At 38.4% G+C, this 24,342-nt stretch carries 22 protein-coding genes and 1 tRNA gene; 7 read left to right on the top strand and 16 right to left on the bottom strand.

The genetic code is table 11. The features are described 5' to 3' along the window. Positions 1–145: 145 nt before the first annotated feature. The gene (locus tag AC570H_RS03240) at positions 146–832 is read right to left on the bottom strand and encodes a FadR/GntR family transcriptional regulator (RefSeq protein WP_497351657.1); all 687 of its coding nucleotides are present in this window, start codon (positions 830–832) and stop codon (positions 146–148) included. A gap of 276 nt (positions 833–1,108) precedes the next feature. On the opposite strand from AC570H_RS03240, the gene AC570H_RS03235 reads away from it, so the two are divergent. Further along, positions 1,109–1,567, top strand: a complete 459-nt coding sequence (locus tag AC570H_RS03235; RefSeq protein WP_497351655.1) for a hypothetical protein — start codon at positions 1,109–1,111, stop codon at positions 1,565–1,567. 100 nt (positions 1,568–1,667) lie between these two features. Here the strand turns inward: AC570H_RS03235 and AC570H_RS03230 are convergent, their stop codons facing one another. Beyond that, positions 1,668–2,201, bottom strand: coding sequence for an NAD(P)H-dependent oxidoreductase (locus tag AC570H_RS03230; RefSeq protein WP_497351653.1), 534 nt, complete (start codon positions 2,199–2,201; stop codon positions 1,668–1,670). Positions 2,202–2,340: 139 nt separating this feature from the next. On the opposite strand from AC570H_RS03230, the gene AC570H_RS03225 reads away from it, so the two are divergent. Further along, the gene (locus tag AC570H_RS03225; protein ID WP_497351651.1) at positions 2,341–2,700 is read left to right on the top strand and encodes a winged helix-turn-helix transcriptional regulator; all 360 of its coding nucleotides are present in this window, start codon (positions 2,341–2,343) and stop codon (positions 2,698–2,700) included. 24 nt (positions 2,701–2,724) lie between these two features. On the opposite strand, the gene AC570H_RS03220 is transcribed toward AC570H_RS03225, so the two are convergent. Then, complete coding sequence (locus tag AC570H_RS03220; RefSeq protein WP_497351649.1) at positions 2,725–3,477, bottom strand: response regulator transcription factor; 753 nt, start codon at positions 3,475–3,477, stop codon at positions 2,725–2,727. 112 nt (positions 3,478–3,589) lie between these two features. On the opposite strand from AC570H_RS03220, the gene AC570H_RS03215 reads away from it, so the two are divergent. Together AC570H_RS03215 and AC570H_RS03210 are read left to right on the top strand one after the other, a co-directional pair. Beyond that, a complete protein-coding gene (locus AC570H_RS03215; protein WP_497351647.1) occupies positions 3,590–3,829 on the top strand; it encodes a hypothetical protein in 240 nt (79 codons plus the stop codon). A gap of 24 nt (positions 3,830–3,853) precedes the next feature. After that, positions 3,854–4,594: a DUF3667 domain-containing protein gene (locus AC570H_RS03210; RefSeq protein ID WP_497351645.1), complete on the top strand. Its 741-nt coding sequence runs from the start codon at positions 3,854–3,856 to the stop codon at positions 4,592–4,594. Positions 4,595–4,613: 19 nt separating this feature from the next. Here the strand turns inward: AC570H_RS03210 and AC570H_RS03205 are convergent, their stop codons facing one another. From AC570H_RS03205 to AC570H_RS03185, 5 genes are all read right to left on the bottom strand, one after another. After that, positions 4,614–5,597 (bottom strand): hypothetical protein, encoded by a 984-nt coding sequence (locus tag AC570H_RS03205; RefSeq protein WP_497351643.1) that lies wholly within the window; start codon positions 5,595–5,597, stop codon positions 4,614–4,616. Between the two features lie 212 nt (positions 5,598–5,809). After that, entirely contained in the window at positions 5,810–8,212 is a 2,403-nt protein-coding gene (locus AC570H_RS03200; RefSeq protein ID WP_497351641.1) for a TonB-dependent receptor domain-containing protein, read from the bottom strand. A 4-nt stretch (positions 8,213–8,216) separates the two neighbouring features. Continuing rightward, the gene (locus AC570H_RS03195) at positions 8,217–9,560 is read right to left on the bottom strand and encodes an HTTM domain-containing protein (RefSeq protein ID WP_497351639.1); all 1,344 of its coding nucleotides are present in this window, start codon (positions 9,558–9,560) and stop codon (positions 8,217–8,219) included. Next, positions 9,547–10,662 carry an imelysin family protein gene (locus tag AC570H_RS03190; protein WP_497351637.1) on the bottom strand — a complete coding sequence of 372 codons (1,116 nt, stop codon included), beginning with the start codon at positions 10,660–10,662 and terminating at the stop codon, positions 9,547–9,549. The genes AC570H_RS03195 and AC570H_RS03190 overlap by 14 nt, the downstream gene beginning before the upstream one ends. A gap of 82 nt (positions 10,663–10,744) precedes the next feature. Beyond that, positions 10,745–11,848 carry a DUF4856 domain-containing protein gene (locus AC570H_RS03185; protein WP_497351636.1) on the bottom strand — a complete coding sequence of 368 codons (1,104 nt, stop codon included), beginning with the start codon at positions 11,846–11,848 and terminating at the stop codon, positions 10,745–10,747. Between the two features lie 136 nt (positions 11,849–11,984). On the opposite strand from AC570H_RS03185, the gene AC570H_RS03180 reads away from it, so the two are divergent. Both AC570H_RS03180 and AC570H_RS03175 read left to right on the top strand, forming a co-directional pair. Then, positions 11,985–12,659 carry a response regulator transcription factor gene (locus AC570H_RS03180; protein WP_497351635.1) on the top strand — a complete coding sequence of 225 codons (675 nt, stop codon included), beginning with the start codon at positions 11,985–11,987 and terminating at the stop codon, positions 12,657–12,659. Beyond that, positions 12,659–13,900 carry a sensor histidine kinase gene (locus AC570H_RS03175; protein WP_497351633.1) on the top strand — a complete coding sequence of 414 codons (1,242 nt, stop codon included), beginning with the start codon at positions 12,659–12,661 and terminating at the stop codon, positions 13,898–13,900. Before AC570H_RS03180 ends, AC570H_RS03175 begins: the two co-directional genes overlap by 1 nt. Positions 13,901–13,955: 55 nt before the next feature. On the opposite strand, the gene AC570H_RS03170 is transcribed toward AC570H_RS03175, so the two are convergent. The 3 genes from AC570H_RS03170 to AC570H_RS03160 form a co-directional block, all read right to left on the bottom strand. Continuing rightward, positions 13,956–14,723 (bottom strand): phosphatase PAP2 family protein, encoded by a 768-nt coding sequence (locus tag AC570H_RS03170; protein ID WP_497351631.1) that lies wholly within the window; start codon positions 14,721–14,723, stop codon positions 13,956–13,958. A gap of 150 nt (positions 14,724–14,873) precedes the next feature. Next, positions 14,874–15,575, bottom strand: a complete 702-nt coding sequence (locus AC570H_RS03165) for a LytR/AlgR family response regulator transcription factor (RefSeq protein WP_497351629.1) — start codon at positions 15,573–15,575, stop codon at positions 14,874–14,876. Beyond that, positions 15,576–16,586, bottom strand: coding sequence for a sensor histidine kinase (locus tag AC570H_RS03160; RefSeq protein ID WP_497351627.1), 1,011 nt, complete (start codon positions 16,584–16,586; stop codon positions 15,576–15,578). It lies immediately after the preceding gene. Positions 16,587–16,746: 160 nt separating this feature from the next. On the opposite strand from AC570H_RS03160, the gene AC570H_RS03155 reads away from it, so the two are divergent. Then, complete coding sequence (locus AC570H_RS03155) at positions 16,747–18,573, top strand: S41 family peptidase (protein ID WP_497351625.1); 1,827 nt, start codon at positions 16,747–16,749, stop codon at positions 18,571–18,573. A 34-nt stretch (positions 18,574–18,607) separates the two neighbouring features. Here the strand turns inward: AC570H_RS03155 and AC570H_RS03150 are convergent. The 5 genes from AC570H_RS03150 to AC570H_RS03130 all read right to left on the bottom strand — a co-directional run bounded on the left by AC570H_RS03150 (position 18,608) and on the right by AC570H_RS03130 (position 24,142). Next, positions 18,608–18,691: transfer RNA gene (locus AC570H_RS03150), tRNA-Leu, on the bottom strand. Positions 18,692–18,834: 143 nt separating this feature from the next. Continuing rightward, positions 18,835–19,599 (bottom strand): MBL fold metallo-hydrolase, encoded by a 765-nt coding sequence (locus AC570H_RS03145; protein WP_497351623.1) that lies wholly within the window; start codon positions 19,597–19,599, stop codon positions 18,835–18,837. Positions 19,600–19,802: 203 nt separating this feature from the next. Further along, entirely contained in the window at positions 19,803–20,699 is an 897-nt protein-coding gene (locus AC570H_RS03140; protein WP_497351621.1) for an alkaline phosphatase family protein, read from the bottom strand. Positions 20,700–20,864: 165 nt separating this feature from the next. Next, a complete protein-coding gene (gene lolA1 / locus AC570H_RS03135) occupies positions 20,865–21,515 on the bottom strand; it encodes an outer membrane lipoprotein periplasmic chaperone LolA1 (RefSeq protein WP_497351619.1) in 651 nt (216 codons plus the stop codon). Positions 21,516–21,574: 59 nt separating this feature from the next. After that, positions 21,575–24,142 (bottom strand): FtsK/SpoIIIE family DNA translocase, encoded by a 2,568-nt coding sequence (locus AC570H_RS03130; RefSeq protein ID WP_497351617.1) that lies wholly within the window; start codon positions 24,140–24,142, stop codon positions 21,575–21,577. Positions 24,143–24,342: the final 200 nt, after the last annotated feature.

Genomic DNA, 24,342 nt, shown 5'->3' with positions numbered 1-24,342 from the left:
TGTAGGACATATCAAATGTGTGAAGTATTTTTTATAAATCCAAACAAATTTGATGTAACAAATTAATTATTAGCTAAAAAGCACATTAAAAAAGCCCTTAATGATTGATTAAGGGCTTTTATTTAATTAAAAGATAAAACTAAATTTACTTTAGCCTATTGAAATGTGGTTGCAAATGCGCCTGCATTCCCTTTCTAAAATCTTCTACTGTTCCGGTTTTTAAGATCTCTACCAAGTCTAAATGCGTAACTGCGCCACGGGTTGGCTTCTGCTCGAGAGTAACTACATAATCGAATATGGGCAGCAGCATGATCTGGAATCTTTTGAGTGTATCATTGCCAGACATTTCATATAATTTGCCATGAAAAGCAATTTCGTTTTTAATGCGGAAGGAGTTATCGTGGTTTACTTCTTTTTTGGCAATATTTTCCAATTCCTGAATATCCTTATCGGTTTTTCTAATGTACAGCAAATCGGCGATGCCCATTTCTAGTACCAAACGCAGTTCGAAGATATCCTGTAAGGTATTCTGGTCGATAATCAGGGGATCGAGTACACGCTCGAAAGTGCCCAAAATATCCGGACGAGCCAGCACCATGCCCCTCTTCTTCTTGGTTTCGATCATGCCTAACATGCGCAAGCGACTTAAGGCTTCCCTCAGCACATTCCTGCTCACATCTAAGGCTTCGGCCAGTTCCAGTTCTTTGGGCAATGCATCGCCTGGCCTAAAAGACTTCTTCTTTAAATACTCCCTCAACCTCACTTCTACCACATCGGCCATGGTGTTCGACACAATTGGCGCCAGATCTTTACTTAAATCGCTTATATCCATAAAATCTAATATCGCTCAAAAATGAGATATTTTTTAATTATTATGTAGTACAAATAAAATTTTATGACAATAAGTAAAAATATTGGTCACTCTTTGCTCACAGTCAACAGTCGTTAGTCCATAGTCCACAGTCTCCAATTTTTGTTCTCAACCTCCAGCCTTCAACCTTTAACCTTCCACCTTTAGCCTTTGATCTCTAATCAAGGATTGCGTATATTTAGGAAAAGATATTTTGCGCCTGAAAACTATCAATCGAGCACTAAAACTGCCAACCTAATGGAAACCATATACCTTAAAAAATCATGGAAAGGTTTGCCTTTACAGCTGATCAATACTTTTGTTTTCCTCATCCCGATCTATTTTATCACTGGATATGATCTTCCTTTCATTGTGCTCATATTGCTGATCCTATATATATTGTTTGTGCTATACATTTCGATTTACGTGATTGTCTTTTCAAGATTGGAAAACTACCTAACCATTTCCGATAAGGGCCTTGAATTCGAAGACAAAACGTTCTTTGAATGGGATGAGATTAAGTCCTATCGTATCACAGAAGAAAAGGAAGAATACCAATCTGAAGAAGCAGGGCGCGGTTATACCATTAACAAAAAGCTCCATCTCAGTCTTAAAAATGGGAAATCGGCGCAACTCTCTATTAGTCATCTCGCCTTAAAGCCAAATCAAATCATCGAACTATTAGATGAAACCAGGCTGACGGTTAATAGGCTGTAGTTGATGGTTAATAGTATATAGTTATTAGTCTATAATCGTTAGCTATCACTTTTAACTTTCAACTTTTAACCTTCAACTTTTAACCTTCAACTTTCCACTTCTAACCCAGCCCTTCCAAAAACGAAATATAATCCGAAGCGCTTTTTTCAATTCTTTCGGCGGTACTATGGTGTTCTATTCCGTAAAAAGCAAAGAACGATTGATAACTCGCTTTCACGTAATCAAAAGTAAGTTCAAAAGGAGCGGTAAGCTGTTGCAGGGTATATTTGCATCGTCCTGATGCCTGATAAGCTTCCTCATCGATGCCAACAGAAATGCTTAATGCTATTTTCTTGTTCTGCAGCTTAAATCCACTGTCCTTTCCATAAGCCCAGCCATCAGTTAATACTTCATCCAGCCATTTCTTAAAAAAGGGTGGACAATTGAACCAGTAAAAAGGAAATTGGAAGACGATTCGGTCATGGGCAGTCAATAATTCTTGTTCTTTTGCTACAGCTATTTGTCCATTTGGATACACGGCATGCAAGTCGTGTATGGTGTATTGTTGTGGATATTTTTTTAATTCTTCGATCCATCTTTTGTTTACTACCGAGTTTTCGAGATGGGGATGGATAACAATGATCAGTGTTTTCATATCTTATTGATTTAATGGCACAAAGATGGACCAGCTCCCTGCACCAAACAATAAGGGGTCGATTAATCATCAGGTGATAAATTAATCACCAGTAGAAGTAAGATCGGTTTACTTACTTTTGTAGGTCTAAAAAGAAATTATGTATCAGCGAAAAATTCCGATTGATTATAACTGTGGCCTCACGGTGGCTATGGAGGTAGTAGGTTCTAAATGGAAATTTTGTTTGTTGGATGAAATTTCAAAAGGCATCAAGCGTCCGCGAGACCTGGTTAATGCGGTGAACGGAATCACCAAAAGGGTATTGCAAAATCAGCTCAGGGAACTTGAACTGCACGGACTTCTAGAAAAAACAATCTACCATGAAGTTCCCTTGAGAGTTGAATACCGATTAACCCAATCGGGAAAGTCGCTGCTGCCCCTAGCTGTAGCCCTTGATCAATGGGGATTGGGCTTTGCACCTCAACTCAAAGCCATTATGGAAGCCGAAGCCTTGGTGTAGGTAATTTATAATCAGTAGTTATGCCTAAATCAGCTTGTTGCTAACGGCATAAGCCAGGGCCTGCACCATTGTTTTAACCGCAAGGCGGTCAAAAATCTTTCGTCTGTGGTATTTAACGGTATCCATGGCGACGTGCAGGCGATCGGCAATTTGGTTAATCGTAAGCCCCTGCGCATAGAGTTGCAAAACCTGCAATTCTCGCTCGCTTAATTGTTGCTTGTCTTGGCTAACCCAAATTTTTCGCTCGAGATCCAATTGCCATTTTGTTGAGGAGCCTTCTTTGTGAATTTCTACATTTCCGGCACGCTGGTTGTGAGAAATCGATACGGCACACATGGCCTTCCACATTTTGCCCTCTTCGGTTAAAAAAAGCGGCGTAAGTTTATGGTTGATGAGCACGCTTTTGGACTTGCTGGTCCCCAAATGAAAGTCGTAAGTAATGCTATATAGCTTCCTCTCTTCTACAGGTACTTTTTCTAAAAAATCAAACCCCAAATCGTTAATTAGCGTAAGCAACTCTAAATCTTGTTCTGGAACACACCGAAAATAAAAATCATAACCCAATTGCGCAACTTCTTCTGCCGTAAAGCCCACCAGAAAAATAGGATTCGGAGATACATAATCAAACTTCATCTCCTTGTAGTCGATGATGTAAATGCTTTCGTAGGTTAACCTGGAAAATGCTTTTACCGCTTCGAGGTAATTATTCAATTGCGCCATATCCTGTTTGCCAACTGCACCTATCACATTCTTGGTTAGTAATCCAGATTTGTCCATTCGTAAAGCTTGTGGGATTTTTTTCAAATTACACAAAAGTGTAAATATTATGCGATATCTTTTTTTGATTTTTGGAGAATATCCTAGGCAATAGGCCTACTGCTTCAATCATATGAACAATAAAGAAACAACAACAACGGATCAAGGCGGAGAAAAGATCGCCAAGCTCCAAAAAACATATAAAGGCATGGTCATAGGTGTCATCTCACTTACCTTGATTTGGATTGCTCTTATTGTTTTTATGCTCATCACCAAGAAGGGAAAGCCAGCGGTTTTTATACCAGTAGCCATCGCTACATTGATACCACTCTACCTATCGATAAAAAATATCCGTGACCAAGCTAAAAAATAGCTCAGATTGCTAATCATTTAACAAGTGAACCAAAACTGCCTCAATTGCGGAAGTGACATTAAGGCCTTTGCCTATTGCCCTGATTGTGGGCAAAAAACGTCGACCCATCGCTATTCGTTCAAACATTTCCTGGCACACGACGTCATCCATGGGGTTTGGCATGTTGATAAAGGATTGCTTTATACCATAAAGGAGCTGCTTATACGTCCGGGACACAGTGTGAGGGAGTATGTTCAGGGAAAGCGCATGAAACATTTCAATGTGATCTCTACGCTTTTGCTGGCATTGGCAGCCAGTCTGTTTGTTACGAAGTACTCGACTGTAGACATGGCCGAAATAACTGATCCTTCGCAAACCAAAGGTTATATACATGTAGCACGCAACTACTATAAATTTATTATCATTTCAGCTATTCCTTTATATGCTCTTGCTGGTTTCTGTCTGTTTCGTAGAAGCAGGCAGAATTACAGCGAATATTTGGTAGCCTATACCTACATGGTGGCCGAACTCCTGCTGCTGGGCATGATATTTCCATTGATTACCTTAGTTTACACCAATCGCGAAGTTTTATATTATGTAAAGGTAATTACGCCGATTTTAAGTTTCATTTACCTCTATTGGTTCCATTATCAATATTTCTCGGCCTTTGGCTACACCAAAACGCAATTGGTTTTGCGAAGCATGCTTGCCCTTATCGTACTGAGCATTATAAATGCATTGATTAATCTAGCGGTGAACCAGATCGGATTGTGGCTACATGTTTAGACAAAGCTATTAGGGCTTGCTACCCTGGACTAAGCACTTCAATAGTCGTATCATTTACTCGAATTGCAATTTGGGATGTCTGTTTATTAAAGCAAATCTGTGGCGATTTTTCTATGTTTCCAATAATCGATGAAGTTTGGATACCCGAATCGATTTCTTCTAATTTACTTTCAATTTCGCCAGTTTGAAGATTTATAATCTTAGGGTACTTAAACATGTCCCAAGCTTGCTGTTCATTTATAGCAAATAAGTTTCCGAATTCGCCCTTAACTTTTACCGGTGATATAATTTCATTTTTAATAAAGTTCCAAATTGCAAGATGCTTTTGTGGTAATATCGGCGGCATTTCATCATCGAAAGGCTCTTCATCGGTTGAAGCAATAAGGATGCGCTCATTGTCTATAAAACTAGCAGAATTGATTTCCGTTCCAAACTTTGGAGATAAGAAAGCCTTGTCAAGCAACAGAGGATTTCTCAAACATGCTGCAATGTCGAATAATTCAACCGTGTCAATAGGATGCCATGCCCATCCACATACCATTAAATACTTGTTGTCTGGACTAACTGAAAGTCTGGAGTGAAAAATATCTGATGGTTCTCGTCCTGGAATGTTTGAAACAATTTCACCTGTTTCTACATTTTCAAAGTCAAGCCGACAATAATCAATTGGGCAATGAATTAAATACGTTACATTGTCAACAGTCATAAATGCTACAGGAAATTCATAAGTCTCGGCATGATAATAAGTTCTATTGATCTCTCTTATGATTTCACCATTTTTTAACAAAAGTCCTTTTGTTCCGAGGCGCTTATAAATGAAGGCGTATTGCCCGCATTGAGAGGTAATGGAAGCATCAAAACTAAAAGGGTAATTGTATTTTCCAATTTGCTTTTGTTGCCCATCAACGGCATACAATTTTCCCGCCGAAACCCAATCTATGATGCTACCATCAAGCCAATCAATGGTTTGCAAATAATTAGTTTTGATTGTTTGTCTTATCATTATAATAGCTGTAAAATATCACGACCTACATTCTCATAGTCGTTGATTGTTATTATAGCAAATCAAAGTTAAAGAAAAACGCATAAAAAAGCCCTGGCAATCACCAAGACCCCGTATCTATTAAGAGGATTAAAGCATTTCTTATCGCTTTTTAGATACCATACTTAAACATAATTACCTCTGAATAGCCCTAATTTTGATATCTTGGAATACTAGAGCTTCATTTGCAATGTTAAAAAGAATGTTCTGCTGTCTGAAGGAATGATTCCAGGCCCTGGATAGCCATCAGCTCTTCGGGTAAAATATTTTTCGTTAAGCAGGTTATTGATACTTCCAGATAAGGTAAACCATTTCCAATTGTAACTGGTTGAAAAATCTACGACCTGATAAGCCGGAACTGCCCCATCTACCGCTGTTGGGGTAATTTCTGTATTAGTGGCATCAGAATATTGTTTAGCTACATTTGAATACTGTAAACTAGAATTGAATTTCTTATTCCCGAACGATAAGCCTGTTCTGAACAACACCGGTGGTACAAATTCTACTTTGTTGCCGTTTTTAATTTCCGCCCGTTTCGAATTGATGTATTGCGCATCTATCAGCGAAAAATTGGTATATAAGACCAGCTTATATTTGCTTTCGCCTTTACTAAACGCTTTAAGTAAATCAGCTTCTATTAAACTTTCGAAACCTAAATTGCGGCTATCCGATACATTGGTACGCAAACGATAAATCATATTTGAAGGATCTGTAGTAAATATAGAGCCTATCCTATCATTATATTTTAGGAAAAACAAACTCAAGTCGTAATAAAGCCAATCTTGCAGGTTACCTCTTACTCCCCCGTCCAAGGTATATCCCGTTTCGTCTTTCAGTAACGAATCCACTCTTGCATTTTGGTTCTGCACACGTAAATCGGTAAAATTTATGGATTTGTAGTTTTGTGAGATATTTGCGTATAATTCAATGGCTTCATCAGGTTTATAAGAAGCGCCAATACCAAAAAGCACAAATGAACGAGGACTATTTTTATGGTCGATCTTTTTCAAATCCGGCACACCAATTTGGCGTTGAATGTAATAACCATCAGAGCCTGTTGCTATGTACTCAAACCTAGCACCTGGCGTTATGCTTAACTTGTTATTAATTTGAAAAATATTTTCTGCAAAGACCGCGTAGTTAGTACCAGGAAAGCGGAAATCTGACTTGTTGGCCTCTCCATTTATAAAATTAAAATCGGCGCCAGAACCTGTATCTGCATCACCTTGTTTCTTAGCTGTTCTTCCTCGGTATGCTCTTGCACCTATAAGCAAACTGTTGTTCCGTTCGCCTTTTAGCAATGCATATTGATGTAAAACCCTTAATTCGGAACCATAATTATTGTACTGATCTGCCATTAAATCTCTTGGTGTGCCTACCCCTGGGTCGGGTCTGTTTATATAACTTAAGATGCCTAGTGCCTCTCTGCTGGCCCGCAAATGATAGTTCCTCCAATTTAGTTTGGTATGAGGAGCTAACTGATAATCGAGACTGAGGTTAAATAAATCCCATTTTACTTTAAACCAGTTCCTGTCTCGCACCGAAACCGAAGGGTCTATGTCGAATTGCTCATCGGTTAAACCACCAGGCTGTTGGGCCAAGTAATCCATATGGGTATATTCGGCAGTAATCTTCAATTTATCGGTAAAGGCGTAGTCTAAGTGCGCGTAGCCTGTATTTTGGTTAAAATGACCGTTTGGTCGCCAGCTATCCCCTTTTTTATATTGATAAAAGGCATAATAATTTAATTTTTTAACCTGGCCACCAATGCTATTAAAGGAATTAAAAAAGCCAAATGAACCGACTGTTTGCCTAGTGAGGAATTCAAATTCCTTGTCTACAGGACCTTTTTTCATCTTAAAATTAATCATTCCGCCAAACTGCGTTCCGTACTGTAAACTTGCAGCACCACGTACAATTTCAATCCTATCTAAAGCTTCAGTAGGTGGCGTGTAATAGCTTTCGGGGTAGCCAAGCGCATCGGCACTAATATCGTAGCCGTTTTGGCGCGTGTTAAAATTTGAAACCCGACTTGGATTAAGGCCTCGTCCACCAATGCCCAGTTGTAGCCCACCGCCGTCATATTCCCAAATATTTAGTCCTGCAATGCGCGCGTATACCTGACGAGCGTTGTTGGTAGCTAGATTTGCATTTATGTTTTTCAGGTTGATTACTTCAGTTTTTTTACCGGCATAAATCGCCGTACCTTCTACCTGCATGAGTTTATCTGCTGCCTTGTCGTTTACTTTAGTAATGTCAACCTCGTTCAGCTGCAGGGCAATTTCTTCTTCAAGCATGATGTCGATATCAATATTTTTATCCGTTATGGATACATTTTTGACTATGCTTTTAGCGCCCAGGTATGAAAAGGAAAGGCTATATTTTCCGGCAGGTAAACCGATAAAACTATATTTCCCTTCTGCATTGCTGATCACAGTTTTATCTAGAGGTTTTAAAACTATCGTCGCACCCTGTAAAATTTCATTTTTATAAAAGATTTTTCCCGATAGTTCAAATTGTTGGGCTTTAGCAAAAAAAGATAAGAGGCAAAGAATAAAAATGCCGGTTGCTTTCATAAAATCAATATTTTGTGTTAAATGGCAAGATCCACTTGTAATGTTTAAAACTTAATTGTTGGTTGGATAAATCAACTTTGCTATCAATAAATTGTGCCGATTTTCTACCATTCAGGGTCACGTATACATCAGCGAACACCTGTGGCTTTTTTATCCCTTTGGTTTTGTAATAGTTGGCTAAAAAATGAGCATAACTCAATATCATATCTGGTTGTGTGCTCATCATTTTTTCTTGTTGGGCAGTAAGAAATTTTGTGTTATCCACTTCATAAGTCTTGCCTGCAATTTCATCATGGACAAAAAACGTTGCCATTCCAACTTTTTCCATTAACATTACACGCCATGAAAACCGATATCCTTCTTCGTTCCAAAATAGATTATCTGGATATAAAATATATCGAAAGGGCACTACAAGCTGCAACAGAAAAAAGACGCCCAAAAGGTATAAAATTGGTTTTTGATAAGTAGAACGATAGGCATAGTGTAGATCGCTATCAAATCCCTTAAAAAAGCGTATGAGTTTTAAATGGAAATCGCCACTAAAAAATATTAGCGTACAGGCCAGCATAATGTACGGGAACATACCTATTGCCGGAAAAAATATAGCCGTAGCGATATGGAATACCAATACCACAAAATAGGCCCAGACACGAGTTTTTCTTTTAAGGAGAAAGAAAACGATAAACAAATCGTAAACTGCGCCAAACCAGCTGAAAAAATAAGCCACCCATTCTTTGTACATTAAATTACCAATAATGGGTAAATGGCTTTTTGTAGGCAACCAAATTTTCATGGGCTGGGCCTGCAACATCCAGTCGAAATTGAGTTTGGCAAGTCCCGCAAAAATATATACAAGGGCCAATTGGAACCTAATGGCCCCTATGCACCATCGGGGTACTTCGCTTAGCTGCCACGAAGGATTTAGCTTTACATCTAAAGAAAAGTATTTTCCAGCAGGAAGCCAGATCATTAAAAAACTGACCACACTAATAAAATAGTAGTGGTTGAGGTAATAAGTTACATCAATAAGCTCAACGTAGGTAAATGCAATAAAAAAGGCAATGATGGCCCAACGATAGCAGAAACCTATAGCAATGCACAAGGCTGCTATCGCCATAACCATAAATAGCAAATGCATGCCAACATTGCCTAACGGCTTTACCCAGTCAAATCCCATAAAAGTAAAATGGAATGATGGTTTTACGTACTGCATGCCTATCCAGCCTTTAGCCCAAAAACGAATGGTGCTAAATAACATTATCGCCCCAAAAAGTATCCTAAAATTGGCTAGGGGCGTAATAGAAACAGGGCTTTGTATATATTTTGAGGCTTTATTAATCGCCGTCATTATCTACATAAGAAATTTGTACCCCTAGTTTAGAAGTAGCATCGGTTTTAATTAGCCTTAGCAGCAACTGGATCTCTTTGTTGGCATCGTCAATAGCGGGTTTGTTGTTGGCAAGTGCCGTTGATAATGGAGCTGGAATAGCTTTTAATTTACTTAGCACTACATTGAACTGCGTTGTTATATCGCTTGTTAATTGGGTATGGCCAAGTGCAACCAATAAGTCTGAAATTCCTTTGCCACTGTTATTGCCAGAAAACATTTTTTTAAGGCTTTCTACATTTTCTATGGCCAAATCAAGCGATATGGCCGAATAATATCCTTCGCAAAGCTGAGGAAATTGCACGCCACCAGATTGTGTACCATAAGGCCAACCAATTCTAGGGCCTTTTAGCATATCCATTTCATAAGAAAACTGGTTAAGCAAATAACTTATTGGGCTACCGGTATTACTTTTTGTATTGCCAATAAACTCGGCACGGTACGTGGTTTTCCAGGCAGATAAGGTATTGTCTAACAAACTCTTTATCCTTTCCGTTAAGGCGTTAACATATCTTTTGCGGTTGGCACTGTTGGCATCGCCAAATTTAGCTACGGCATTATCAGAGAAAAACAAATAGTCTAAGGCTGGAAAACCTTGCTGATGTATGGTTGAGTAGCTTGCCAAGTTCCAATTGCCGCTCGCTATATTCTCTTCCATGATTTCTAAATCGCTTTTTTCATTTATCTTTTTCATGGTATTGGCAGGCAAAGTATTAATGAAGCCAATAAGAGAATTGATTTGTGATGGGCCAAACTCAAGCACCGAAATACGTTCCACCTGTAAATAGGTATCCTTAAAAACCGTTTTTAAGGCAGTTTGGTTAGCAATAGTTGGCGTAGTTAAAAAAGTATTGACTGCGGTTTGCAACTGTGCGAATTTTTGTTGCGTTTGCTCGTATGCAGGTATAATCAAATTATCAGCATAATTAGTAAGCATAGCTGTTTTATCGAAGCCGTTTGCATTACCATCATTGTTGGGTTTATCTTTTTTAGAACACGAAATGTAAAAAAGGATAATTAAAAGAGATAAAAAAGCTGTTTTTATTTTGGCACCGTTATTCATGTTGATACAATTATTATAAATGGAAAATACCCCCTGCGATTTTGCACCATAGGGAGTATTTTTTAATCTTGTTGAGTTGGGCTTACAAGTTTGGAAGGCTATATGTTGTTTTCAAAATTGCTTGCGCTTCTTTTAACTTGTTGTAACCTGGTTCATTTAATAGCGTATAGAAACTGGTATTAATAATTTCGGTTAGTTTAGTATAATTTGCGGCGGTAAGCTTGCTGTTTGCAGGGCGATATTTTAAGCTGGCAATAAATCCCCATCCCTCTGATAATGCGTGCAACTTAGCTCCAGGAAATGCACCTATGCCAACTTCTGGACTAGTGGTTGGTGTGGTTACGTAAGCATATGCAGCATTAGCAGCTAACTGCTCCCATTTTTCTAAAATAATGCTAATTTGCTCATTGCGTACTTTAACATCTTTTGCACCTATAGCTGCACGGCCTTTTAAAAAGGCATTAAAAATAGTTTTACCAGCTTCAATGTTTACTCCTCTTTCGGTCAAATAGCCTCCCCATGCCAATGGTCTTTCGGCTAAAGGAAGTGTATTAGGATAAGTTTTAGTCGGATCATAATTTGTGGGAACTCCCAAATAACCGAAAGCCTCATCGAAATGTTGTTTTTGTAATTCGATGCTGGCATCAGTTTTAACCGCCGCTAACAAATCAGCAGCTTGTTTAAACAACAGACTACCCATTAAACCTTTAGCAATACCTTGCTGATATTCAAAGCCTTTGGCATCAACCGCCACTTTTCCAGTAGCTGTACGGCTAACATAGCCCGCAGTACCATCGCTGCCTACGGTTGCAGGAGACTTACTTGCATTAACCAAATTATCTACAATAGTTTTGAATGTCGCCCCATCAGTAATTTTGCCAGCTATATTTACGCCAGATGTATTTAATGTAGCGTCAGCAAATGGATTGTTGGTGTTATTCCATAAATCGTTGGCTTTTGTAGCATCCAAAGTTGCAGTACCAGCACTACCAGTAGTTGTATAGCCAGTTAATTCTACCCACATTCTAACACGTGCGGTTGATGAGGCATATTTAGCATCGCTAAAATTATAAGTTGCAGGTACATCATAAGGTTGGATAACTTCTTCTTGAACTTTATCTTTTTTACAAGCACCTAAAAAGGCAGCACCTAAAATTAAACTAAGGGTAAGGTTTTTAATTTTCATTTTTTAATTTATTTTATGATATTTGATAGAGCTATTTATATTAAGTCTAAATACAGACTGCACCGCAAAGATTAAGAACGTTTCTAAAGAAATTCTTAAGAAAGACCTTTAAATAAAAAATTAAGCTAATTATTGTATGAAACTCTTATTCGTAGAGGATGAAAATATATTGTTGGAAGAAATGGTCGATTACTTTTCTTCCAATGGCTGGGTTTGCGAGCAGGCGAAGAGTTTTGATGAAGCTGCCATGAAGATCAGCACCTATACCTATGATAACGTTATCCTTGATATTGGGCTTCCAGATGGAAACGGTATCGATCTGATTACAGAGATTAAAATCAAAAGGAATGACACGGGAATTCTCATTTTATCTGCTAAAAATTCACTGTCAGATAAGGTTGCCGGATTGAATTTAGGGGCCGATGATTATTTAACGAAGCCATTTTACCTTGAGGAGCTCAGTGCCAGAATAAATGCGCTGCATAGAAGGAAAGCATTCAATGGCGAAAACCATCTCCTATTTGATGAATTTGTGGTGGATGTGAATGCCAAATTGTTGCTTCATAAAGGAACCCCGGTAAATGTAACTAATAAAGAATACCAATTATTAATGTATTTTCTGGTCAACAAAAACAGGGTGCTGAGCAAAGCATCTATTGCAGAACACATTTGGGGCGATAATTTTGACGAAGCCGATAATTTTGATGCAATTTATGTCCATATGGTTAACCTGCGCAAAAAACTGATCAAAGCCAATGGCAAAGATTACATTAAAACTGTTTGGGGAATGGGCTACAAGTTTTCGGAATAATGAAACTTCTCACAAAGATGAGCCTGAACTATGTATGGCTAACAATTTCTGTCCTTATAGTTAGCGGCTCATTACTTTTTCTTTTCATCTATACAGAAGTCTCTATGGAGATAGAGGAGCAATTAGAGCTTCAAAACGAAATGATCTCGGCAGAGATAAAGGCTGGTAGATCCGTAAATTTCCCTCTTGCAAAAATAACCGAAGATAAATTTGAAAACTCGGCTTTTAAAACTGTTTTTAAGGATACCCTGCTCTACGATAAAATCCAAAAGAAAGAAGAGGGCTATTACCTGCTTCGCGAACGAAAATTAATTAACGGAAAGTTTTACATCCTCCAGGTAATGACAACTCATATCGGCTGGGATGGATATTATCGCACAATTATCATCATTTTTGCATTTATCGCCATTATGCTGGTTGTCATCGGTTCTTTGATCAACTATTTCATGAATAGAAAAATCTGGGCGCCATTCATTACTAATCTTGCGCAACTGAAGCGCTATTCGGTTAGTGCCGGAAAAGAGCTGCAACTGGAAAGTTCCAAAATTTCGGAATTTACCGAACTTAACAAGGTAGCCAGCGAACTCACCAAGAAAGCAAAAACAGAATACGAGACATTAAAAGAGTTTACAGAAAACGCATCCCACGAAATACAAACACCGCTATCTATTATCCAAAGCAGGTTGGAACGCATTAGCCAAGAGCAGCTGACCCAAACATCGTCATCTTACATCCAAGATATCAAAAATGCAGTAATCAGGCTGAGCAAAGTCAATAAAGGATTATTGCTTCTATCTAAATTGGATAATAAATCTTTTCCAGATGAACAGATGGTCGAAGTTAGCTCATCCATCAAACAACATATCGGTCAATTGGAAGACCTCTATGATTTCAGGCGGCTTACCTTAACCACAGAACTGACTAAAAAGGAAATACTGATCAGCCCATTTTTACTAGATACGCTGATTACCAACATGCTCTCAAACCAGATTAACCATACTGGAGAAGCTATGCAGGCCCATATTGTACTGAAAGACAAGGAGCTTTCCTTTTCCAACAGCGGGAGCCCTTTAAATTTCGATGTAGCCAGAATGTTTACCAGATTTGGAAAGAAACTGTCAGGCAATGAGGGCAACGGACTTGGTCTGCCCATTGTAAAGCAGATCTGCGTAATTTACGGATGGGATATCAATTATACCTATCACGATAACCAGCATTGTTTTAAAATTTCGTTCACTTAGCTATTAAGCACTGTCTTCGAATCACCTTCTTAGTAGATAGGTCCTCTCCGCTTTCTTACTTGAATAGATAGTGAATTGAAAATCCTAGGTGCCCATCGCGGAGCGCTGGCAATAGGATAAGGTTATCATTTTTTACCCGCAATATAGTTTTCTTTAGATACGGATAGACCAAATAGGACAATTTAGTTGCCAATATTCCATAGCCAGCACCCATTATTACATCGCTAAACCAATGCACATGGTGGTACAAACGTAGTACACCCGTTGCGGTGGCCGTGCCATATCCGACAATACTGAACCATACTGATTTTTTGCCGTATTCCTGGTTCATAAATTCAGCTGCCACAAATGCCATTGCCGTGTGCGACGAAGGGAAAGAGCTTATACCTGAGCCGTCTGGTCTAACGCGATAAATATTATTTTTTGTAAGAGCAACTGCAGAACTGGTTAGTGCCATCGACATTACCAACATTACTGAACGGTCGATAAAATTATGATTTGCCTTTACCCCAACCAAGTCAAGTCCGTAAACTGCGGCGATTGGGCCGTATCTCAGGTAATCATCGGCAGAACCAGAGTATCCATGCTGGCCGATTGCAGAATTGTTAATATAGCGATCAAATTGCCTTAGGTTGCTGTTTCCCAGCGAAAGTGCACCATAGGCCAGCAATCCCGTTGGAACTATAGCCTTTTTCAAAAAATTCGGTCTTCCAATCTCAATCTTTTGACTGTCAACCGCAACGGTATCGGATTGCGCATTTGCATAAAAGGCATTTCCGGCCAGTAAAATTCCCAGCAAAACTTTCCTAAGGTAGATTCCCATTCTTCGCCCTAATCCTTTAACTGGCACCAAACTAGGATGGAAATCTGTAGGAATTCTGTTTACCTAATAGTTAAAGCTTAACTGTATGGGAAGAATACTTTGGAACAAAAAATTGACAGCTAAAAGGAATGGCTTTGTGATATAATACCGTTAGAGTTTATTATTATTTAAATAAACCATCAGCGCTTCCCTATAGTTACTGCCTACCGGGATTTCAGCGTTGTTTATGAATACACATTTTCCGTTATACTGGCTTATTTTAGCTAAAGGAACAATATAGGATTTGTGAATCCTCATGAAATCATAAGGATTTAATATGGCTTCGATTGATTTCAGTGTTTTTAAAACCAGACCATAATTATTGCCAGTAACTATTTTAGCATAGTCTTTTAGACCCTCAATATAATCTATGTCTTTTATTAGAATCTTGATAAATTCATCGCCTTCTTTAATAAAAAAAGAAGGTTCTAATTTTTTTTCACTACTCTTTACGTTCAGTTTTTCAAAGCGATTAATGGTTTTTGCGAAACGTTCAAAAGATATAGGCTTTAAAAGGTAATCAATAACCTCAAGGTCAAAACTTTCAACTGCATATTCACTATAAGAAGTCGTCATAACAAACATAACACTGCCTTTTGAAAGCTTAACAAGCTCAATACCTGATATCTCTGGCATCGCAATATCCGTAAAAGCAATATCTATTTGATGGCCCTCCTTTAAATAATTAAAGGCCTCAACCGAATCTGTAAATGTCTTAACTACCTCAAAATTGGTGAACTTAGCTAAATGATGAGTGATCACATCAATAGCCAAATGTTCATCATCAATTATTATGGCTTTATATAAGTTCATTTAGCTTAAGGTTATTTTTAGTTGTGCTCTATACTTGTTATTTGCATTGCTTATTTCAAAGCTTGAATTTTTGGGATACAACAAGTGCAAACGTTGCTTTAAGTTGCTAAGCCCTTTCCCTTTTCGGCTACTTTCTTGGAAATGTTGTTTCGCAAAAACACTGTTTTCAACACAAAACCAAAGTTCGTTTTTTTTCAATTCTAATGCTATATTAACAAAAGCATTCTTGGCATTGGTGTAAAACCCATGCTTAAAAGCATTTTCAACAAGTGCAATCAGAAGGAACGGCTCTATTAACTTATCACCATCTATATTTCCATTCGTAATTAGTTGAATGGATACGTCTTCTCCAAATCGCATTTTTTCAATATCAATATACCCCTTAATGAAATCTAGTTCCCTTGTCAATGGCACTTTGCTAGGATGGGTCTCGTCGGTCAAATAACGCATCATACTTGATAATTTCAATACATATCCAGCAGCTTCATTGCTATTTTTTAGGCATAAGCTATAAAGGGAGTTGAATGCATTAAACAAAAAATGGGGGTGCATTTGGTTTCGCAACAGTTGCTCCTTAGCATCGTTAAGTTCACGTTCTAGTTGATCATATTGATTAATTGCATCTAATTTATTTACACCATACAGGAAAAAATAAAATAATAATGTTTTTCCTAGGAAATTGGTAAAATATTCAAACGTCTGATCAAGGGTATTAAGATTGTGGATTCTAAAATCTTTTAATAATGCCAATACTGCAAGCACAAAGACAGAAAACATAACAAATGCTATTCTTTGCCAAATGCTTCTTGATTTAAAAACATAATAGTATAGCGTAAAAACTATAACGGCACCTGTGAAATTTTCTATCGCATCGCTGGTCATAAAAAACAACCAATCGTCTGGCAAAGTATTAATGGCTTTATAAATAAGCTGAATAAATAGGATCGCTATAAAAACAAAACCGATAAAAAGTTTAATTCCTTTTATTGTATGATTAGAAAGCTTCACCATATTGTCTATTGTTAAAAATCTGCCATGTAAATATAGATAAATGCGATTTAGTTAAATCTAGCTACAGCTAGTGATTATCTATTGCCAGGCCATGTTTGTCGATAACATTTTTGAGCGTGTGCAAATAGAGATAAGTTTAATGGATTAAATCAATAAAAATATGAAAACCTACTTTATCCTATTTGCTTTATGTTTCATTTCCTTGTTTGGCTTTGGCCAAAAATTACAACTTGAAAAAGCATCGCCTTTTACAGCGGTAAAATGGGAGAACCACTTGCCGATTGTACAGTTCAACAACAAATGGTACACTTTAGAAAAACTGGATATATATACCACTAAGCAACTACTAGATTTTTGCAAACAGAAATTTGGTGATAAATGGCAAAAGCGTTTTTCAGAAGATCTAATTGAGGTATTAAAGGAAATGGGTTCCCCTCCTGATGAAAAGGTAAGGCTTCTCCTTTCTAACGCCATGCAACAAAAAAATGTGATAGGAACCTATACGCTGGAAAACAGACAGAAAGTTTTGGCTTATGCCAAAACCAATAAAAGGGAGCAAAAAACATTAACTATCCAACAAGCAATTGAAGATGTCTCAGAATTCCAACAGTTGCTTGAAGCACAATCCTCCTACATACATTTAGCAAATTATAACTATAAAAGTGCCATAGATTCACTTAAAGCGATTGTCGAAAACTCAACAAATGAAGTACATGTCGATTATCTAGTGTACGAATTGGCAAAAATAATGGCCGAAATTGGAGATCGTCATTCCAGCGTGAAGAACGAATCATTTGAAAAGGACAACTATTCAACATATTCACTACAATTGCCCTTTTCAATAGCTCCACTAAACGAAAAAGCGATAGCAGTTAAAAGCGATGGAAAAGATGGCGTTTACAAATATTATAATACTGATTTTCCTTTTGTAAAATCAATAAATGACCTCTCTGTCCATTCATTGATTGATTCATTCGTATACAAGTCTAAAAAAGCCCCAAAAGAAGCAAAGTTTACAAGGGGTATTGCCGAAATACAACAACTTGGAAAGCTCTATTTTATTAATAACCTAAAATTACCAAAGCAATTTAAAATTACTTTTACCAATGGTAAAACAGATACGACCGAGTGTATTCAGTTACAAAATGAACCATTGCTTTACCAGTCCAAATTAGAGCGAAACACGCTTTTAAAATCCGCAGCTATCAAAAAAGGGATCTTTAAAAGTATTTCCACCTTATTGAAGGGGAACATTGGTTTAATAACATTACCAGAAATGTACAGTTTCGATGAAGTAAGAGGTTTAGAGCAGTTTATGGAATCAACGCTTACTTCTTTTTACAATACTAAGGCACTTATTATAGACTTGCGGTTTAATCCAGGTGGAAGTAGAGATTTAATTCAAAAATTTGCTCCCTATCTTATTCCAAAATCAAATTCCCCTTGGGTTGCAAATATTGCTTATTTACGTACTGATGAGCGAAACGCTCTTCATAATTCTATGTCTGACCGACTACTGTATCCCTATTCTTCAAACAAATTCAATGATTTAGATAGAAAATCTATAGCTGTGTTTTCTAGAAATTTTGTAAAAGAAAAAGAATCTGACACCACCAAATTCAGTAATCCTCATTATATGGTTTTAAAAAATGGGAATAAACACTACACAAAACCGATTTATATTTTGGTTAATGAGCATAGTTTTAGTGCTGCTACCGTTTTTGCAAGTGCTTTTAAAGGCTTGCCAAATGTTAAGATAGTGGGAGTTACCACAGATGGTTCTAGCGGCAACTCAACAAAGATGAACTTAAGACATTCAAATATCCAGCTTAGCCTTTCTACGATGTTATCATTTCAAAGAAATGGAAAAACACTAGACGGGAATGGTACAAAACCAGATATCTATATTCCAGAAGATGAAGAGCAGATTTTAAAAGGTACCGATGTTCAATTGAAAAGATTAATCGATATAATCAATGGCAGATAAAAAACTGGACTTTGAATAACTCAAAGTCCAGTTGTACCCGGAAGCAGATTCGAACTGCCACGCCGTTGCCAGCGCCACCCCCTCAAGATGGTGCGTCTACCAATTTCGCCACCCGGGTATGATGCTGCAAATATAATGGAATGCTCGAATTTTTAAAGAGCTGAACTGAAATTAATCAAAAGAGATTGCTTCATCCGATGAAAAATCGGATTCGCAATGACGATCCACTGTTAACTTCCAACTGAAAACTGTTAACTGAATTTATTCTATTTCAAGTACTAACCCATCGTAAGCTAAGCGAATATGCGCTGGCAATTCCTTTTCAATAGCCGCATGCTTGCCCAAATTGTGGCTCATGTGCGTAAGGTAAGTCATCTCTGCTCCTACTTTATTGGCAAAAGCAATAGCCTCTTCTAAGGTAAAGTGCGAAATATGCTGTTCTTTCTGTAGTGCATTAATCACCAAATATCGACTGCCCTTTATTTTTTCAAATGATTCTTCCGAAATGGTTTTGGCATCGGTGATATAGGTAAAATCGTGGATTCGATAGCCTAAAATAGGCAACCTAAAATGCATCACTTCTATGGGCGTAATTGTAGTTGCACCAACCTGAAAAGGTTCTTGAGCTACAGTATGCAGATTGATTTGGGGCAGGCCAAAATATTTGGTGTCTTCAAAAATATAGGAAAATTCACGTTTTAAAGCATCTTGCACCCTTGTGGTCGCATAAATATCTATTCGCTTGTGCAACAAATAATTAAACGGCCTGATGTCATCTAATCCGGCCACATGGTCTTTATGCTCGTGGGTAAACAAAATGGCGTCAAGGTCTTTTACACCTGCCCTGAGCATTTGGTACCTGAAATCCGGACCGCTATCTATCACAATGGTCTTGTCACCGGTTTCTACCAATACCGAAACCCTTAATCGCTTATCTCTATGATCTGTAGATTGGCAAACCTCGCAGCCACAACCAATTACCGGAATGCCTTGAGATGTACCCGTACCTAAAAATGTAATTTTCAAAATTTAAACCGCTTGTGAAATTTAGCTATAGGCTAAGCTCAGTATCTCTGGCTTATTTACCAAATATTTGGACCAATTTTTATCCATCGATTCGTCATCTTCTCCGCCTCCACCAATATTACTAAAAATCGGGCAAAACTAAAACAAGAAATAGCCCGTTCCACAAACAGATACAGGCTATATTCTAAAACAAAACGGAAAAATTACTTAAAAATCGATTTTAAGGCTACACCTGTCCATGATTTTGGAAGGTCTTTGCAGCCAAAGATATGTGCGATGACCAAAGCTGTATTCTTATTGCTGTTGGGGTCTGTAATAAGCCCCAGTTTTTTGATCTGCGGACCGGTTATTGCCCAAGGCACCTGCATTTCGTTCATGCTTGTACCGCCATGGCCATTGCCAATGCCTCCATGATCGGTCATTAAAATAAAATGGGTACTTGTATATAATTTTTCTGCTTTGAGCTTATCCAATAAGCCTCCAATAGCCACATCGGCATCTTCTACTGCTTTGATATACTCGGGCGACATCCATTTATACTTATGCCCGGCATGGTCTGTACTCACATTATATAGAAAAACCAAGGTTGGCTCTTTTTGATGTTTCACCACAAAATCGAAGGCCTTTTGATAGTTTGAAGCATAACCATCATTTTCTTCGAAAGAAACCTCATCCAAATATTTTTTATTGATCGAATTGATCAGCTCTGCCCAGTTATAATAATAGCCAATTTTAGTATTGGGATCTTTGTCTTTCAGCACCTTAAATATGGAAGGGTAATAACCATCCTGATCGGTATCTATGGCTTGTAATTCATGCTTTTGAACTGTCCAGGCATTACTGGTTACGCCATGCTCTTCAGGGCCAGATCCGGTGAGATGGCTCGTCCAATTGGGCAGGGTTACCGAAGGCATTACAGGTCTGGTGGTTAACGAAAGTACACCATCTGCTACCATTTTATCGATATTTGGGTGTTTGATGGCCTTAAATCCTTCGGCACTAAAACCATCGAGACCAATAACTACTACTCTTTTCTGGGCTAAAGCACTGAGGCCCAACAACACGAATGCGGTTAAGAAAGCATAAAATTTATTTTTCATATGAGGAGGATTAGAGGTTTAAAAGTAGGCTTTCTTGTGTAGACATACTAAACAAATCTGAACCTTTTCATAAACAATTTTGCCTAAATCACCCACAAAAAAAAGGTTTAGACCTTAGTCCAAACCCTTTTAACATGTATCCCGATAACTATCGGATCAGTTCAATTATCTTAAGTCTACCACTTCAACGCCAGGATATTTCTTGGCATCGAAAGCAAAAGTGGTTTCAGGCACTTTTACGTTTGGCGAGAATGTTTTAACGTTATAAGTATAAGTATTTCCGTTTTTCTCGAAAATAACTACGTTGGTGATTTGTTTCGATGCTTTATCAATGCTCAAACGGATTTTGAATACGTTTTTCTTGGCATCAATTGGCGATAGATCGATCATTTGAAAAACCTTGCCAGCTGCTTTGGTTTCGCCAGTGTAGATATATTTAAAGCCTTTCTCATAAATGGTAAAGATTTTGGCCGGATTGATGGCATCGCCACTGTTGTCTACATTCGAAATTTGAACCTCTTTATCGTTCTTAAGGTAAGTCCATTGGCTTTTGCCATCGCTAATCAAATCTTGATTGGTCATGGCTACCTTGTATTTATTGGCATTTGCCTTCACATAAAGCGTACCTTGCTGCGTTTCTTTAACTTTAGCCTGTGCATTGTTAAGGGTAAAGGTAAAATCGGTTTTTACCACATCGTAAGAACGATATTTCTTACTTACGGCAGCTAAGATTTCCTTTGCCTTAGGGTCTGTTTGCGCATTGGCTGTAAAACCGAATACACCTATTGTAATTAATGCTAATACTATCTTTTTCATAATCTTCTTTTAAAATCCGCTAGCAACACTCATTTACTGGCTAACGAAAAATCCATCTGTTATTTGTTATTCAAGTTATTCAAGAACTGTTCCAAAGCATATTGGTCTGGCAATAAAACTTCTCTTGCCTTGCTGCCTTCGAATGGACCAACCACCCCGGCCGCTTCCAGTTGATCGATAATACGACCTGCCCTGTTGTAGCCCAATTTCATTTTGCGCTGAATGAGCGAAGTAGAGCCTTGCTGATGGGTTACAATCAACTGTGCGGCCTCTTCAAACAAAGGATCTCTATCATCTGGATCGAAATCGGCCTTAGCAGATTCGGCATTTTCGTCGATGTATTCTGGCAATTGATAAGCTTCTGGATAGCCCCTTTGGTTGCCGATAAATTCTGAAATACGATCAACCTCTGGTGTATCTACAAACGCACACTGTAGCCTAATCAAGTCATTTCCTGTAGATAAAAGCATATCTCCTCGACCAATCAGCTGGTCGGCACCGCCACTATCCAAAATCGTTCTCGAATCGATTTTAGACAATACCCTAAATGCCAGCCTGGCAGGGAAATTGGCTTTGATCGTACCCGTAATAATGTTTACAGATGGCCTTTGCGTAGCCAGCACCAGGTGGATGCCCACTGCACGGGCCAATTGCGCCAAACGGGCAATAGGTGTTTCTACTTCCTTACCTGCCGTCATCATCAAATCGGCGAACTCATCCACAATCAGTACGATGTAAGGCAAAAAGCGATGCGAGTTATTCGGGTTCAGCTTACGCTTAACGAACTTCTCATTATATTCCTTTAAATTCCTCACCTGCGCGTCTTTCAACAAATCATAACGCTGATCCATCTCTACGCAAAGCGAGTTGAGGGTATTGATTACTTTTTTGGTATCGGTAATGATCGCATCGGCTTCTCCTGGCAACTTGGCCAAGAAATGGCGCTCAATTTTGTTAAACAAGGTTAACTCTACCTTTTTAGGATCGACCAATACAAATTTTAACTGAGCAGGATGCTTGGTATAAAGCAACGATACCAAAATGGCATTGATCCCTACCGATTTACCCTGACCGGTTGCCCCTGCCACCAACAAGTGAGGCATCTTAGACAAATCGGCGATATAAACCTCGTTAGAAATGGTTTTACCCAAGGCAATCGGCAAATCCATGGTAGTTTGCTGAAACTTTTCTGTAGCCAAGATACTGCGCATCGATACCATTTCGGGATGCATATTCGGCACCTCGATACCAATGGTACCTTTTCCTGGCATTGGGGCAATGATACGGATACCCAGGGCCGCCAAACTTAAGGCGATGTCATCTTCCAGGTTCTTGATTTTAGAAATCCTTACACCGGGTGCAGGAATAATCTCATACAAGGTTACCGTTGGACCAATTGTAGCCTTAATCTTGTCAATTTCGATGTTGTAGTGATTTAAGGTCTCTACAATTTTATTTTTATTGGCCTCCAACTCATCTGCATTTACAGAAATTTTGTTCGAACCATAATTTTCCAATAAATCTAAATGCGGTTTTTTATAGGAAGCCAAATCCAACGTCGGATCATAAGTTCCAAATTGTTCTACCAGTTCTTCCGCCTTGGTTTCTTCCTCTGTTTTTTCTATTGTAAAGCTAGGTTCGCTGTGCGGTGCCACTTCAATTGGAGGCGCAACTACAGGAGCAACGGGCGGCGTAACTGTTGGACTCAGCATCACGTTGGTTGGCAAAGGCAATGGTGTTTCTTCGGGAGCTTCTTCTTCCTTAGGCTCGAAACGGCTAGGCGTTAACACGATGTTCTGTTCTCTTTTTGGCTGATTTGGGGTTTTGTAGCGATCGTTGAGGCTAAATTCTACAGGCTCAGACTTGTCTTCGTTTACCAATTCGATATGCTCTGGCACATCTGGAACAAATCCATCATCGGTTTTTCGTGTCGGTATTTTGAAATCGATGTTATAAGCGATGATTAGAATAGTTAAGCCTAAAAATATAATCAGCCCCCCTACTCCAGCCTGGCCAATTTGGGCTACCAATAATTTATTGGTCCAGTAACCAAATTCGCCTTCCAAGAAATGTGGCGTACGAGTCAAGAATGAATGTCCGAATGCCAAGGTTAAAGAAGTAAACAGCAAAAAGAAAAAGCCATAGCCCAATACTTTCTCTACTGCAAAGATCTTCACTTTGAACAACAGGCGATAGCCGATTACGAAAAACACAAAGACAAACAAGAAAGAAGCTACCCCAAACCATTCGTAAATGAATTGATGAGACAGCAAGGCTCCAACTTTGCCTAGCCAGTTTTGCACTACCGGATCGTCTACGCCGCTTTGCTTCAGCTCTTCAACCGATTTAAGCAGGTTGCCCCAGCCACCATTCGCATCAATTACATAGCTCTGGTCTTCTTGCCAAGTAAACAGGTAAGAAGTAAAGGCAACCAAAAAATAGATGGAAATGATGACAAAGAAAAGGCCTACAATTTTTACCGCCCGACCGTTTTGCAGGTCAAACTTGGGTAAAATATCGACTTTGGCACGGGGCGCTCTGCTGGTCGTTTGCTTCTGTCCATCTTTTGATGGTTCAGCACCTTGCTTAAATGAATTGGTCTTAAATTGATTTCCCCTTACCGACATCTTTCGTTAATAAATATAATCAACAAATATAAAACATATAGTGGTTTTGCCATGTACAAAACCACTACGATTTAAACAAAATATTTAGAACTGGCAAAAGCATTATTAATTTATTTTGATTGCCATGATAACGGGCTTCTGGCACAGATAGTACAAATCATTTACTGAAATTGATTTTAAAGCTTGGCCGAAACGACAGG

This window comes from Pedobacter sp. B4419, assembly GCF_059693725.1.
Note: the sequence above shows the minus strand (reverse complement) of the source record. Positions and strands in the feature narration are given on the sequence as shown.

Excerpts from the sequence above, each read along its gene's own strand:
- AC570H_RS03240 (WP_497351657.1), bottom strand. The coding sequence starts at position 832 with ATGGATATAAGCGATTTAAGTAAAGATCTGGCGCCAATTGTGTCGAAC.
- AC570H_RS03235 (WP_497351655.1), top strand. The coding sequence starts at position 1,109 with ATGGAAACCATATACCTTAAAAAATCATGGAAAGGTTTGCCTTTACAG.
- AC570H_RS03230 (WP_497351653.1), bottom strand. The coding sequence starts at position 2,201 with ATGAAAACACTGATCATTGTTATCCATCCCCATCTCGAAAACTCGGTA.
- AC570H_RS03225 (WP_497351651.1), top strand. The coding sequence starts at position 2,341 with ATGTATCAGCGAAAAATTCCGATTGATTATAACTGTGGCCTCACGGTG.
- AC570H_RS03220 (WP_497351649.1), bottom strand. The coding sequence starts at position 3,477 with ATGGACAAATCTGGATTACTAACCAAGAATGTGATAGGTGCAGTTGGC.
- AC570H_RS03215 (WP_497351647.1), top strand. The coding sequence starts at position 3,590 with ATGAACAATAAAGAAACAACAACAACGGATCAAGGCGGAGAAAAGATC.
- AC570H_RS03205 (WP_497351643.1), bottom strand. The coding sequence starts at position 5,597 with ATGATAAGACAAACAATCAAAACTAATTATTTGCAAACCATTGATTGG.
- AC570H_RS03200 (WP_497351641.1), bottom strand. The coding sequence starts at position 8,212 with ATGAAAGCAACCGGCATTTTTATTCTTTGCCTCTTATCTTTTTTTGCT.
- AC570H_RS03195 (WP_497351639.1), bottom strand. The coding sequence starts at position 9,560 with ATGACGGCGATTAATAAAGCCTCAAAATATATACAAAGCCCTGTTTCT.
- AC570H_RS03190 (WP_497351637.1), bottom strand. The coding sequence starts at position 10,662 with ATGAATAACGGTGCCAAAATAAAAACAGCTTTTTTATCTCTTTTAATT.
- AC570H_RS03185 (WP_497351636.1), bottom strand. The coding sequence starts at position 11,848 with ATGAAAATTAAAAACCTTACCCTTAGTTTAATTTTAGGTGCTGCCTTT.
- AC570H_RS03180 (WP_497351635.1), top strand. The coding sequence starts at position 11,985 with ATGAAACTCTTATTCGTAGAGGATGAAAATATATTGTTGGAAGAAATG.
- AC570H_RS03175 (WP_497351633.1), top strand. The coding sequence starts at position 12,659 with ATGAAACTTCTCACAAAGATGAGCCTGAACTATGTATGGCTAACAATT.
- AC570H_RS03170 (WP_497351631.1), bottom strand. The coding sequence starts at position 14,723 with ATGGGAATCTACCTTAGGAAAGTTTTGCTGGGAATTTTACTGGCCGGA.
- AC570H_RS03165 (WP_497351629.1), bottom strand. The coding sequence starts at position 15,575 with ATGAACTTATATAAAGCCATAATAATTGATGATGAACATTTGGCTATT.
- AC570H_RS03160 (WP_497351627.1), bottom strand. The coding sequence starts at position 16,586 with ATGGTGAAGCTTTCTAATCATACAATAAAAGGAATTAAACTTTTTATC.
- AC570H_RS03155 (WP_497351625.1), top strand. The coding sequence starts at position 16,747 with ATGAAAACCTACTTTATCCTATTTGCTTTATGTTTCATTTCCTTGTTT.
- AC570H_RS03140 (WP_497351621.1), bottom strand. The coding sequence starts at position 20,699 with ATGAAAAATAAATTTTATGCTTTCTTAACCGCATTCGTGTTGTTGGGC.
- lolA1 (WP_497351619.1), bottom strand. The coding sequence starts at position 21,515 with ATGAAAAAGATAGTATTAGCATTAATTACAATAGGTGTATTCGGTTTT.
- AC570H_RS03130 (WP_497351617.1), bottom strand. The coding sequence starts at position 24,142 with ATGTCGGTAAGGGGAAATCAATTTAAGACCAATTCATTTAAGCAAGGT.